At 66.3% G+C, this 12671-nt stretch carries 11 protein-coding genes; all 11 read left to right on the forward strand.

Annotated features, from left to right (window positions below; translation table 11 throughout):
- From WHZ77_RS21515 to WHZ77_RS21565, 11 genes are read left to right on the forward strand one after another with little or no spacing between them, the layout of a single operon-like run.
- Complete coding sequence (locus tag WHZ77_RS21515; RefSeq protein WP_375309769.1) at positions 1 to 1089, forward strand: branched-chain amino acid ABC transporter permease; 1089 nt, start codon at positions 1 to 3, stop codon at positions 1087 to 1089.
- Positions 1082 to 1864 (forward strand): ABC transporter ATP-binding protein, encoded by a 783-nt coding sequence (locus WHZ77_RS21520; RefSeq protein ID WP_375309770.1) that lies wholly within the window; start codon positions 1082 to 1084, stop codon positions 1862 to 1864. Before WHZ77_RS21515 ends, WHZ77_RS21520 begins: the two co-directional genes overlap by 8 nt.
- Entirely contained in the window at positions 1857 to 4073 is a 2217-nt protein-coding gene (locus WHZ77_RS21525; protein WP_375309771.1) for an ABC transporter permease, read from the forward strand. The genes WHZ77_RS21520 and WHZ77_RS21525 overlap by 8 nt, the downstream gene beginning before the upstream one ends.
- 3 nt (positions 4074 to 4076) lie before the next feature.
- Positions 4077 to 4910, forward strand: coding sequence for a phosphoenolpyruvate hydrolase family protein (locus WHZ77_RS21530; protein WP_375309772.1), 834 nt, complete (start codon positions 4077 to 4079; stop codon positions 4908 to 4910).
- Positions 4911 to 4936: 26 nt separating this feature from the next.
- The gene (locus WHZ77_RS21535) at positions 4937 to 7846 is read left to right on the forward strand and encodes a flotillin domain-containing protein (protein WP_375309773.1); all 2910 of its coding nucleotides are present in this window, start codon (positions 4937 to 4939) and stop codon (positions 7844 to 7846) included.
- A 10-nt stretch (positions 7847 to 7856) separates the two neighbouring features.
- Positions 7857 to 8294: an SRPBCC family protein gene (locus WHZ77_RS21540; protein ID WP_375309774.1), complete on the forward strand. Its 438-nt coding sequence runs from the start codon at positions 7857 to 7859 to the stop codon at positions 8292 to 8294.
- A 5-nt stretch (positions 8295 to 8299) separates the two neighbouring features.
- Positions 8300 to 8743 carry an SRPBCC family protein gene (locus tag WHZ77_RS21545; protein WP_375309775.1) on the forward strand — a complete coding sequence of 148 codons (444 nt, stop codon included), beginning with the start codon at positions 8300 to 8302 and terminating at the stop codon, positions 8741 to 8743.
- Positions 8744 to 9562 (forward strand): FAD binding domain-containing protein, encoded by an 819-nt coding sequence (locus WHZ77_RS21550; protein WP_375309776.1) that lies wholly within the window; start codon positions 8744 to 8746, stop codon positions 9560 to 9562. It begins immediately after the preceding gene.
- 16 nt (positions 9563 to 9578) lie between these two features.
- Entirely contained in the window at positions 9579 to 10055 is a 477-nt protein-coding gene (locus WHZ77_RS21555; protein ID WP_375309777.1) for a (2Fe-2S)-binding protein, read from the forward strand.
- Positions 10056 to 10067: 12 nt separating this feature from the next.
- A complete protein-coding gene (locus WHZ77_RS21560; protein WP_375309778.1) occupies positions 10068 to 11648 on the forward strand; it encodes a xanthine dehydrogenase family protein molybdopterin-binding subunit in 1581 nt (526 codons plus the stop codon).
- Positions 11649 to 12671 (forward strand): xanthine dehydrogenase family protein molybdopterin-binding subunit, encoded by a 1023-nt coding sequence (locus tag WHZ77_RS21565; protein WP_375309779.1) that lies wholly within the window; start codon positions 11649 to 11651, stop codon positions 12669 to 12671.

The following is a 12671-nucleotide window of genomic DNA, read 5'->3' on the forward strand; positions in this document are numbered from 1 at the left end:
ATGTCCGTCACCCACGATGCCCGCGTCCAGGTTCACAAGGCCGCCGCAACGGTTCAGCGGCCGGCCGTGCGCGGGTGGCCCGACATCAACAATCCCGCGGCCTGGATCGTGGCAGTCATCCTCCTGATCATGCCGCTGATCGCCAACGGCTTCTTCTTGATCGAGATCTTCGCGACGACGCTGATACTCGGCACCATCGCGCTCAGCCTGATGTTCCTGGCCGGCTATGGCGGCATGGTCAGCCTGATGCAGCTCACCATCGCGGGCTTGTCCGCCTACATGGTCGCGGTGTTCGGCGTCAGCGGCAATGCCAATATCAGCCTGGGCTGGCCGTGGTGGCTGGCAGTACCGATGGCGCTGACGCTTGCGACCCTCTTCGGCACGCTCGGCGGCACGCTCGCGGTGCGCACCGAGGGCATCTACACCATCATGATCACGCTCGCGATCGGCGCGGCTTTCTACTACTTCACCAACCAGAACTGGCCGATATTCAACGGCCACACCGGCATCAACAACGTCGCCACGCCCCATTTCTGGGGCGTCGACTGGCGCTGGGATGTCCCCTTCTACTATATCGTGCTCGCGGTCGCAGCGCTCTGCTACTTCGCCGTCGACTACATCTCCCGGGCGCCGTTCGGTCTGGCGCTTCAGGGCGTGCGTGACAACCCGCGCCGCATGGCCGCACTCGGCTTCAACGTCAATGCGCACCGCGTTGCGGCCTATGCGGTGGCCTCTTTCATCGCGGGCCTCGCCGGTGTGCTCCAGGTCTGGAACTACCGCCAGATATCGCCGGGCACGGTCAGCGTCGGCGCCTGCATCGACATCCTCATCATCGCCGTCGTCGGCGGTATCACGCGGCCGGTCGGCCCCTATATCGGCGCGCTGGTCTTCGTCCTGCTGCGCACCTTCGCGCTCGACTTCCTGGTCAAGATCGGGCTCGACGGCAACCGCTTCCGCCTGCTGATCGGGCTCGGCTTTCTCGCCATCGTGTTCTGGTCGTCGGACGGCGTCATCGGCTTGTGGCAGCGCTGGCGGCAAAGCCAGCGTCGCCAAGCCGATCGCCTGGGCGGAGGGCGCGGCCATGGATAGCGTCGCGCATCGCCTCTCCACCGTCGGCGCCGGGGCCGCGCTGGAGCTCCGCGGCGTGACGCGGCTGTTCGGCGCGCTGGCGGCGCTGACCGACGTCACCATCACCGTGCGCCCCGGCGAACGCCGCGCCGTGCTCGGCTCCAACGGCGCCGGCAAGACCACGCTGTTCAACTGCATCACCGGCGACTTCCCACCCTCCTCCGGCACCATCCGCTTCTTCGGCGAGGACGTCACGCACTTCCCGCCCTACGAGCGCATCCGCCGTGGTCTCAGGCGCACCTATCAGATCTCAGCGCTGTTTCCCGGCCTCACTGTGCAGGACAATGTCTATCTCGCCTGCCGCGGCGTCTCGCGCGGGCGATTCTCGTTTTTACGCCCGGGGCAGAACGACGCGCTGATGCATGCCGCCGACAGTCTGGTGCAGGCCGTGCATCTGACCGCGGTGAAGGACCAGCGCGTCGCCGAGCTCGCGCATGGCCAACAGCGTCAGCTCGAGATCGCACTGGCGCTTGCCGGCGCGCCGCGCTTCGTGCTGTTCGACGAGCCCGCCGCCGGCCTTTCGCCGACCGAGCGGGCCGAGCTGGTCGAGATCCTGACCTCGCTGCCGGCGCATATCGGCTACATCATCATCGAGCACGACATGGATGTGGCGTTGCGCGTCGTCGAGAGCGTGACGATGATGCACAACGGCCGCATCTTCAAGGAGGGCCTGCCGGAGGAGATCCAGTCCGATCCCGAGGTGCAGGAGCTCTATCTCGGAGGCGGCCATGAATGAGGTCCGCCGCAGCGCCGCCGCGCTCGAGGTCCGGGGCCTCGACGTCTTTTACGGCCACTCGCATGCGCTCCAGGGCGTCGACCTCTCGCTCGACGCCGGTGTGTTCTCCGTCGTCGGCCGCAACGGCATGGGCAAGACCACGCTGTGCAAGGCCATCATGGGCCTGGTGCCGGTCAGCGGCGGCGCGATCCGCGTCCGCGGCGAGGATATCACGCGCCGGCCGCCGGCCCATATTGCGCGCCTCGGCGTCGGCTATGTGCCGCAGGGCCGCCGGCTCTGGCGTTCGCTCAGCGTCGACGAACATCTGCGGCTGGCCGGCGGAATGCGGCCTGGCCCCTGGACCGTCGAGCGCATCTACGACATCTTTCCGCGGCTGGCCGAACGCAAGGACCATGGCGGCGGCCAGCTTTCCGGCGGCGAGCAGCAGATGCTCGCGATCTCGCGCGCGCTGCTGATCAATCCGCATCTGTTGATCATGGACGAGCCGACCGAGGGGCTTGCGCCCGTCATCGTCGCCCAGGTCGAGGAAATGCTGCTGCGGCTCGGCGAGGACGGCGACATGGCCGTGCTCGTGATCGAGCAGAACATCGGCGTTGCCACAGCGATCTCGCGCAACGTCGCGATCATGGTCAACGGCCGCATCAACCGCATCATCGACTCTCGTCGCCTGGCTGCCGACCGCGGGCTACAGCAGCGCCTGCTCGGCGTCGGACTTCATGCCGAACTGGAGCCCGACATCGATGTGCCGGCTGCCGGCGGCGAAGCAAAGCCGGTCCCTCAGCCGGCGCGCGCGAGCGGCCCAACACGAATCTACATCTCCAATCCCACCCTGCCGACGCGCTGGTCGCAGCCGGTCCCGATCGCACGGATCGAAGCGGCGGCGCGAACGCTCTCAACACAAGTTGCGCGCCTCGACGAAAGCGCACGGCGCAAGCGTGAGCCGGTGACAGCGCAAACCGCTGGCGCACCCGTGATCCTCGTCGTCGGTACGCTCGACACCAAGGGGACGGAGCTTCGCTTCATCCGTGACATCATCGCCGAAAGTGGCCTGCGTACGCGACTGGTCGACGTCTCCACCAGCGGCAAGCACGCGACCTGCGACGTCTCCGCGCAGGAGATCGCCCTGAACCACGGCCGCGGCGGCTCGGCCGTGTTCGGTCCAGATCGCGGTGTTGCTGTTACCGCGATGGCGGATGCGTTTGCCAATTGGATCAAGCGCCAGAGCAATATCGCCGGTGTGATCTCCGCCGGCGGCTCCGGCGCCGCGTCGCTGGTCGCGCCCGGCATGCGCACCCTCCCTATCGGCGTGCCGAAGTTGATCATCTCATCGGTCGCCTCGAGTGACGTCGGACCCTACGTCGGCCCCGCCGACATCACGATGATGTACTCGGTCACTGACGTGCAGGGCCTCAATTCGATCTCGCGCGCAGTGCTGTCGAACGGCGCCAATGCCATCGCCGGAATGGTCAAGGCGCGGCTCGACCAGCGCGAGACGAAGGAGCGCGCCGCGAGCACCGGGCTGCCGTCGATTGGCATCACCATGTTCGGCGTCACCACGCCGGCGGTGCAGAAGATCGCGGCCGATCTGCACGAGGATTCCGAGTGCCTGGTCTTCCACGCCACCGGCGTCGGCGGACGATCGATGGAGAAGCTGGTCGATTCCGGCCAGCTTGCCGGCGTGATCGATCTCACTACCACCGAGATCTGTGACCTGCTGATGGGCGGCGTGTTTCCGGCGACGGAGGATCGCTTCGGCGCTGTTATCCGCACCCGCCTGCCCTATGTCGGCTCGGTCGGCGCGCTCGACATGGTCAATTTCGGAGCGCCCGACACTATCCCCGAGCGCTATCGCGGCCGCAAATTCCACGTCCACAATCCGCAGGTGACGTTGATGCGGACGACGGTGGAAGAGAACGAGCGCATGGGCCGCTGGATCGGCGAGCGGCTCAACCAGATGGACGGGCCTGTGCGCTTTTTCCTCCCCGAGGGTGGCGTTTCCGCTCTCGATGCCCGTGGCCAGCCGTTCTGGGACCCGGAGGCGGACGCTGCGCTATTTCGCGCGCTGGAGCGCACGGTGCGCGCGACCGGCAACAGGCAACTCATCCGCGTCAAGCAGAACATCAACGATCCCGAGTTCGCCTCGACCATCGTGAGCGCGTTCCGAACACTGTTCGGACGCGGCGGGGCGCGCCGGAGACTAGCGAGGTGACCGATGGCCCGGTTTGAACGCGTTACCCTCCTGAGGCGCTTTCGCGAGATGGCGAAGCGCGGCGAGCCGATCGTCGGCGGCGGCGCCGGTACCGGGCTGTCGGCCAAGTGCGAGGAAGCCGGCGGTGTCGATCTCATCGTGATCTACAATTCCGGCCGCTACCGCATGGCCGGCCGCGGGTCGCTCGCGGGGCTGATGGCCTACGGCGACGCCAACGCCATCGTGCTGGAGATGGCCGGCGAGGTGCTGCCCGTGGTCCACAAGACGCCGGTGCTTGCGGGCGTCAACGGCACCGATCCGTTCCGCGACATGGATGTGTTTCTCGACCATCTCAAGGCGCTCGGCTTCGCTGGCGTGCAGAACTTTCCGACCGTTGGCCTGATCGACGGAGTCTTCCGCGCCAATCTCGAAGAGACCGGCATGTCCTATGCGCTGGAGATCGACATGATCGCCAAGGCGCGCGAGAAGGACTTGCTGACGACGCCCTATGTCTTCAGCGAGAAGGAAGCGGCCGCAATGGCGATCGCCGGCGCCGACATCATCGTCTGCCATCTCGGGCTCACCACCGGCGGGACGATCGGCGCGCAGACCGCACCGAAGCTCCAGGACTGCCCGGCCCGGATCGACACCTGGGCCTCCGCTGCGCTCAGCGTCAATCCCGACATTCTGGTGCTCGCCCATGGGGGGCCGATCGCGGATCCTGCGGATGCCGATTTCATCATGAAGAACACCCGTTATTGTCACGGCTTCTACGGAGCCTCCTCGATGGAGCGGCTGCCGGTGGAACGGGCTCTGACGGAGCAGGTACGCAAATTCAAGGCGATCGGCGCGCGATAACGCCTGTAAGATTGAGGGAGGGAAACATGTCAGGGATCCTGGTCGGCGAGCTCATCCTCTGGCTGATCGTCGCGATCATCGTGATCGTGGTCGGCGTCTACATCGTCAACTGGCTCTACCACCGTTCCTCCAAGGAGGTGTCGTTCGTCCGCACCGGCTTCCTCGGCGAACGCGTGGTGATCAACGGCGGTGCCTTCGTCCTGCCTTTCATCCACGATTACACCCCGGTCAACATGAACGTGCTGCCGATGGGCATAGTGCGTTCGAGGCAGGACGCGGTGATCACCCGCGACCGCATGCGCGTCGACATCGAGGCGGACTTCTATGTCCGCGTCCAGGCCACCGGGGAAGCGGTGTCGATTGCGGCCGCGACACTGGGCCGCCGCACCATGGAGCCGGAGCAGCTCCACGCTCTGCTCGCCGGCAAGTTCATTTCTGCGATCCGCTCGGTCGCCTCCGAGATGACCCTGGAGGAAATGCACGAGCGCCGCGGTGACTATGTCGCGCGCGTCAAGACCAATGCCGCCGAAGCCCTCGCCTTGAACGGCCTCGAACTCGAATCTGTCGCCATCACCGACCTCGACCAGACCGACCTCGAGTTCTTCAACCCCTCGAACCGCTTCGACGCCGAGGGCCTGACCCAGCTGATGCAGGACATCGAGGCCAGACGCAAGCTGCGCAACGACATCGAGCAGGACTCGATGATCAAGATCCGCACCCGCAATCTGGAAGCCGAACGGCAGGCGCTCGAAATCGAGCGCGAGAGCGAAACCGCACGGCTGGAGCAGGAACGCGACATCGAGATGCGCCGCGCACTCCAGCGCACCGAAGTCGCCCGCGAACGGGCGCTGCGCGAGACCGAGGCGGAGCAGGCGCAGATCTCGGCGCGCGAGACGATCGAACGCGCGCGGATCGCCAATGACCAGGCGATTGCGGAGGCACGGATCGCCTCCGAGCGCGAGACCCGCCAGAAGGAGATTGAGCGCACCCGCACCATCGAAGAGAAGGAACTGCTGGCCCGCGAGGACATCGAGAAGACCCGAATCGCCAACCAGCGCTCGATCGACACGACACGCATTGCATCGGAGGGCGAGGTCCGCCAGCGCGAGATCGAGCGGATGCGCACCGTCGAGGAAGCTGAGATCGCTGCGCGCGAAGCGATCGAGAAAGCTCGGATCCAGCAGGACCGCATCGTAACTGACGCCCGCATCGCCAACGAAGAAGAGACACGGCGCCGCGAAATCGAGCGTACCCGCGCCGTCGACGAGGCGGAGATCGCGGCCCGCGAAGCCACCGAGAGGGCACGCATCGCCCAAACGCTGGTCGTCAATGTCGAGCGCATCTCTTCGGACGAACGCACCCGTGCGCTGGAGATCCAGCAGGTTCGCACCATCCAGGAGGCCGAGATCGAGGCGCAACGGGCCGTTGAGGCCGCACGTATTGCCCGCGAGCGCATGCTTGCCGCCGAGCGCATTTCCGCCGAGCAGAGCACGCGGCAGCTCGAGATCGAGCGAAATCAGACGCTGGAGGTCGCCGGCATCGCCGCGCGGGAGACCACCGAGGCTACACGCATCGCCCAGGAGGAGCGCGTCCGCTCGCTGGAGATCGCCCGCAACCGCGCTGTCGAGGAAGCCGACATCGCCTCTCGCGAGGCGATCGAAGCGGCCCGCATCGCCCAGGAGAAGACGGTCGCAGCCGAGCGCATCCAGGCCGAGCGCGATACGCGTTCGCTGGAGATCGAGCGGACCGGCGTGCTCGAGGCCGCAGAGCTGAAGCGACGCGACTCCATCGAGCGCCAGCGCATTGGCGTCGATCTCGCGCTCGAGGCCGAACGGATCAACGCGTCCAAGACGCGCGAAGTCCTCAATATCGAGCAGAAGAAGGCGATCGAGATCGCCGACGAGGACCGCGTCATTGCGCTATCCGCCAAGAAATCCGAGCGGATCGACGCGGACCGCCAGGTCCGGCAGGCCGAAATCGTTGCCCGCAAGGAGGTCGAGACCACGGACGTGTCGCGGGAGCAAGCGCTGGAAGCCGCCCGCCTCGAACGCCGCCGCGCGATCGAGCAGCTCGAGGTCGCCCGCATCCAGTCGCTGCAGGAGGCCGAGATCGCCTCCCGCGAGGAAGTGGAGCGTGCCCGCATCGCATCCGATCGCGGTCTCGACGAGGCGCGTGTCGGCCGCGAGCGGGAACTGCGCAAGCTCGAGGTCAATCGCGAGAAGGAGGTCGAGACCGTCCTCATGGAAAAGGCGATCGCCATTCACCAGAAATCGCTGGAGGAGTCCGCCGCCAAGGCGATGGCCGAAGAAGCGCGGATGCGGGCCACGGAGGCGACCGAGCGGGTCATCACCGCGCGCGAGAGCGAGATCGCAAAGCGTCGCAGGACCGTCGAGGTCATGCTCGCCGAAAAGCAGGCCGAAGAAACCCGGATCGCCGCGGAGGCCGAGCGGGTGCGCGCCGCAGTCGAAGCCGAGGCACAGCGCATGCTCAACGAAGCCGAAAATGTGCTGACCGACCAGGCGCGCTACTCGCTCTTCCGCAGAAAGCTGCTCGACCGTGTCGAGGGCATCGTGCGCGAGAGCGTCAAGCCGATGGAAAAGATCGAGGGCATCCGCATCCTCCAGGTCGCCGGCCTCCACGGCAACGGGCATGGCGGAGACGGCGGCAATGGCGGTCGGAGCGCCACCGACGAGGTGATCGACTCGGCGCTGCGCTATCGCGTCCAGGCGCCGCTGATCGACTCGCTTCTCGCCGACATCGGCGTGGAAGGCGGCAGTCTCGCCAAGATGCCGGGCCTGATCCGCGAGGCCCGCGATCTGCAGGGCATCAAGGAGTCTGCACGCAAGGGCGGCGGCGACAAGCCGGCTCCTCCGCCGGCAACATCGGCCGAAGGCGGCGAACCACCGACCGAACGCGGTCCGCGGAAGAAGAGCTGAGGTCTGCCCCATGCCCCGGGTCTACGTCTCCACCGTCGTCAATGCGCGCAACGACCGCGTCTGGGCGCGGGTGCGTGACTTCAACGGCCTGCCGAACTGGCATCCCGCGATTGCGGAAAGCCGGATCGAGGGCGGCGAGCCATCGGACAAGATCGGCTGTGTCAGGGATTTTCGCCTGCGCAACGGCGACCGCATTCGCGAGAAGCTGCTCGGTCTGTCCGACTACGACATGTTCTGCACCTACTCGATCCTGGAATCCCCGATGGGCGTCGAGAACTACGTCGCTACGCTGCGACTAACACCGGTGACCGACGGCGACCAGACGTTCATGGAGTGGACCGCCGAGTTCGATTGCGCGCCGGAGCGCGAGGCAGAACTCGTCGGCAATATCGGCGGCGGCGTGTTCCAGGGCGGTTTTGACGCGCTGAAGCGCGTGTTCGGAGGCTGACGGTCGTGCCGCATATCGTCAAAAGCACGATTCTCGATGCGCCGACGGATACGGCGTGGTCGATGCTGCGCGACTTCAACGGACATGACCGCTGGCACCCGGCGGTTGCGACGTCCTCGATCGAGCGCGCCCATTCCTCGGACAAGGTCGGCTGTATCCGGCGCTTCAGGCTCAAGGACGGCTCCGAACTGCGTGAGCAGTTGCTCGCACTGTCCGACCTCGAACAGAGCTTCAGCTATTGCCTGCTCGATACCCCGATCCCGATGTTCAACTACGTCGCCCATGTCCGCCTGCTTCCGGTGACCGATGGCGATCGCACGTTCTGGCACTGGGAATCACGCTTCACGACGAAGCCCGAGGACAGGGACCGCATCACCCACATGGTCGCCGAAGACATCTATCAGGCCGGATTCGATATGATCCGCCGCCATCTGAAGGAGGTCGCATAGATGGCCGTGACAGTGAAGACCTTTGCAAGTGCGAGCGAAGCGGCTGGGGCGCTGTCGTCAGACCGTAGTGCGCGCTATCTCGGCGGCGGCACGCTGGTGATGCGTGCGCTCAACGAGGGCGATGTCGCGATCTCGACCGTCGTTCGGGCGCAGGACCAGGCGTTGACCCGGATCGACCCATCCGGCCCACGCGTGACCCTGGGGGCCAGCGTCACCTTCGCACGCATCCTGGCCGAACGGGACCTCGGCTTCCTACATGCCCCTGCCCGCTCGATCGGCGGTCCCGCCGTGCGCAACATGGGCACGGTGGGCGGCAATCTGTTTGCAACGAACCCCTATGGCGATTTCACCGTCGCGCTGTTGGCACTCGACGCGACCGTCGCCGTTCAAGGCAGCTTTGGAGCGCGCGACGTGCCGATAGAGGAATTCCTGCAGGCGCGCGAGCGTCAGGCCGGGGCACTGGTGCTGTCGGTGTCCTGCACCCGCCCGGCAAGCGCGGACGCGTTCCGCTATCGCAAGATCGCGCGCATCAAACCGAAGGGCGGCTCGGTCATCACGCTTGCCGCACTGCTGCCGATCAGCGGCGGCCGGATCGCAGGCGCCCGGATCGCACTGGGCTCGATGGCGCCGACGCAGATCCGCGCCCGCGCCGCCGAGCGCGCACTCGAGGGCCGCTCGCTGGACACCACGACCATCGCCGCTGCGGCGTCCGCTGCGACTGAAGGAACATCGCCATCTGACAACGCGCTCGGCAGCGCCTGGTATCGCCGTGAGATTGTCGGCGTCCATCTGCGTCGTCTGCTGTCCGGCCAGGAATAGACTGGGAATAGACCTCATGTCCAAGATCCCCCTGCAATTTCGTCACAACGGCCGCGACGTCGCGATCTTCGTCGACGGCGGCACCAATCTCCTTGTGGCGCTGCGCGAACTGATCGGCGACATGACGCCCAAATTTGGCTGCGGCCAGGGCGGCTGTGGCGCCTGCAGTGTGCTGATCGACGGCGAGATACACCTCTCCTGCCTGACGCTGGCGGAAGCGGTGGCCGGCCGCTCCATCGAGACACTCGATGGCATGAAGCAGGGTCCCAATCTGCATCCGCTGCAGCGCGCCTTCGCCGATCATTTTGCGGCACAGTGCGGCTACTGCACCCCGGGCATGCTGATGGCCGCAAAAGCCCTGCTCGACCGCAATCCCGCCCCGAGCCGCGACGAGGTCATCGAGGCCATCTCCGGCAACATCTGCCGCTGCACCGGCTACGAGCCGATCATCAATGCCATCCTCGCCGCCGCCGGCGGCCGGGTCAGCGCCTAAGGGAACGTGACCATGCTGGAACTGCGCAAGGACATCTTCGCCGACGAGCGCGACGACAATCTGAAGGAGATCGGCAAGGGCACCCAGCGCCAGGACATGCTTGGCCATGTCACGGGCACGTCCAGCTATTTCAACGACCACCAGCTGCAGGGGATGTTGCATTTGAAGGTCGTCCGTTCGGCGCATTCGCATGCCAGAATTCGCCGCATCGATACCACCGAGGCCGAGCGCTCGGCCGGCGTACGCCGGGTCATCCGCGGCGCCGACGTGCCGGTCAATCTGAACACGCTTCTGAGCCTGATCAATTTCGGCAAGGACGACGAGCCGTCGCTGGCGGTCGACAAGGTCCGCTACAAGGGCGAGCCGATCGTCGCGATCGTTGCCGACGGCGAGCGCGAGGCCTTTGAGGCGGTCGCAAAGGTCAAGGTCGACTACGAACCGCTGGCGGCGGTGTTCGACGTCGAGGATGCGCTGAAGCCAGGCGCCCCCGTCGTCAACGAGATCTATCCAAAGAACACCTTCACCTATCACGAGACCTACGATCACCAAAAACTGCGCTTCGGCGACGCCGACGCGGCGCTGGCGACCGCCGACCACGTGCTCGAGCAACGCTACCAGATGTCGCCGATCGAGCACGCCCCGACCGAGACCAACGGCGCGATCGCCGCCCCCGACACCAACGGCCGCTATGTCGTCTACACCTCGACGCAGGCCCTGTTCTTCTCGGTCGACACCTGCGCCAAGATTCTTGACGTGCCTTCCAACACCTTCCACTTCATCGGCGGCACTGTCGGCGGCGGCTTTGGCGGCAAGGTCGATACGCTGACCGAGCCGATCGCGATCCTCGGCGCGATGCTGACCGGGCGTCCCGTCCGCTATGTGTTCGGTCGCGAGGAGGAGATGCAGTACGGACCGCCGCGCGGCGCCGAACGCATCTATATCAAGGATGGCGTGATGCGCGATGGCCGAGTGGTCGCGCGAAAGATCCGGGCCTATTTCGACAGCGGCGCCTATACGAGGCTGTCGAGCTACGCCGCCGTGAAATGCGCAGCGCACCTTCCGGGCCCCTACACCATCCCCAACGTCTATGGCGACGTCTATTGCGTCTTCACCAACCGGACGCCTGCCACCGCCATGCGCGGCTTCGGCGTCACCGCGATGGACTTCGCGATCGAGTGCCAGATGGACAAGCTGGCGCACCTCGTCAACATGGACCCGATGGAGTTCCGAATCCTGAACGCCTATCGTGACGGCGACATGAAGGCGCACCGACGCGAGGCCAAGAACACCGCGCTGATCGAATGCGTTCAGGTCGCGGCCGAAAAGGCCAAGTGGCCGATGCGCGAGGAGTTCAAACGCGCCTCCTCACGCAAGGACGGCGGCGGCAGCCGCGCCGTCATCCCGCCGACGCCGGCGGAAGCGCGCGGTCGGCCGTCCGCACCGGCCCAGCAGCGAACCAGCTATGATCGGCTCCCGCCCACCTTCACCCGCGAACCGCCACCGCCTCCTCCGCCGCCGCCCTCGCCGCGACCCGCCGCGCCCTCGCATGGCGCAACCCGTTTCTCCTCCGTATTCGGCACCAGGAGGCGCTAGATGACCCGGCATCGCGGACGCGGCATCGCGTCGGTCAACTATCCCATCGGCATGAACCTCGGCGGCGATCCCAGCCAGGCGCTGGTGCATTCCAACCCGAGCGGCAAGTTCACGGTGGCGCTGTCATCCATCGACCTGGGCCAGGGCATGAAGTCGGTGACGCGGCAGATCTGTGCGGAGACGCTGGGCGTGCCGGTCGAGGACGTCTATGTCGACACGGCGGATTCCGACACCGGACCACATTGCATGGGCTCGTTCGCCTCGCGCGGCACCCACCGCGTCGGCAACGCCGTGATGGCGGCGGCCCGCGAGGCACGCGGCGTGATGATGGAGGCTGCGGCAGAGGAGCTGGAAGTCAACGCCGCCGATCTGGAAACCGACGGGCGCGGCAACATCCACGTCAAGGGCGCGCCGCATCGATCGATCTCAACCAAGGACGTCGCGATCGCCGCCCAGTTCAAGCAAGGCAAGACCATCTCCGGCCGCGGTATCTTTCTTGTCCCCCTCTCCGAGGTCAATCCGGAAACCGGTGAGATGTCGCCGGCCACTTGCTATGCCCATGCTTGCCTCGTCGCCGAGGTCGATGTCGATGACGAGACCGGCGAGGTCGCGATGGTTCGGATGGATTCCGCCTACGAACTCGGCCGCGCGCTCAATCCGCGCCTCGTCGAGCAGCAACTCGTCGGCGGCGCCTGGATGGGCGTCAGCCACGCGCTCTACGAGACGACCGAACCTCACTATCCCGAGTCCGTGCACGGCCCGCGCGACTTTGTCGAATATCTGATGCCCGGCCCGGGCGACATCTGTCCGCATGACATCGCGGTGCTCGAGCGCCCCGCCCCCGACGGTCCGTTTGGCGCCAAAGGCCCCGGGGAGATGTGCGCCAATCCGGTGCTGCCCGCCGTCGCCAACGCAATTTTCAACGCCGTCGGCGTCCGTATCGACGATCTGCCGATCACGCCGGAAAAAGTGCTGCGCGCATTGAAAGCCCAGGGTGGCGCGCGGCCGCAGGCGCGGCGCTAG

Origin of the sequence: Bradyrhizobium sp. A5 (assembly GCF_042076515.1) — a bacterium.
In the GTDB taxonomy this organism is placed as follows: Bacteria; Pseudomonadota; Alphaproteobacteria; order Rhizobiales; family Xanthobacteraceae; genus Bradyrhizobium; species Bradyrhizobium cosmicum.

What these genes read in the sequence shown, in the direction of transcription:
- WHZ77_RS21515 (WP_375309769.1), top strand. Translation starts at nt 1, where the DNA reads ATGTCCGTCACCCACGATGCCCGCGTCCAGGTTCACAAGGCCGCCGCA.
- WHZ77_RS21520 (WP_375309770.1), top strand. Translation starts at nt 1,082, where the DNA reads ATGGATAGCGTCGCGCATCGCCTCTCCACCGTCGGCGCCGGGGCCGCG.
- WHZ77_RS21525 (WP_375309771.1), top strand. Translation starts at nt 1,857, where the DNA reads ATGAATGAGGTCCGCCGCAGCGCCGCCGCGCTCGAGGTCCGGGGCCTC.
- WHZ77_RS21530 (WP_375309772.1), top strand. Translation starts at nt 4,077, where the DNA reads ATGGCCCGGTTTGAACGCGTTACCCTCCTGAGGCGCTTTCGCGAGATG.
- WHZ77_RS21535 (WP_375309773.1), top strand. Translation starts at nt 4,937, where the DNA reads ATGTCAGGGATCCTGGTCGGCGAGCTCATCCTCTGGCTGATCGTCGCG.
- WHZ77_RS21540 (WP_375309774.1), top strand. Translation starts at nt 7,857, where the DNA reads ATGCCCCGGGTCTACGTCTCCACCGTCGTCAATGCGCGCAACGACCGC.
- WHZ77_RS21550 (WP_375309776.1), top strand. Translation starts at nt 8,744, where the DNA reads ATGGCCGTGACAGTGAAGACCTTTGCAAGTGCGAGCGAAGCGGCTGGG.
- WHZ77_RS21555 (WP_375309777.1), top strand. Translation starts at nt 9,579, where the DNA reads ATGTCCAAGATCCCCCTGCAATTTCGTCACAACGGCCGCGACGTCGCG.
- WHZ77_RS21560 (WP_375309778.1), top strand. Translation starts at nt 10,068, where the DNA reads ATGCTGGAACTGCGCAAGGACATCTTCGCCGACGAGCGCGACGACAAT.
- WHZ77_RS21565 (WP_375309779.1), top strand. Translation starts at nt 11,649, where the DNA reads ATGACCCGGCATCGCGGACGCGGCATCGCGTCGGTCAACTATCCCATC.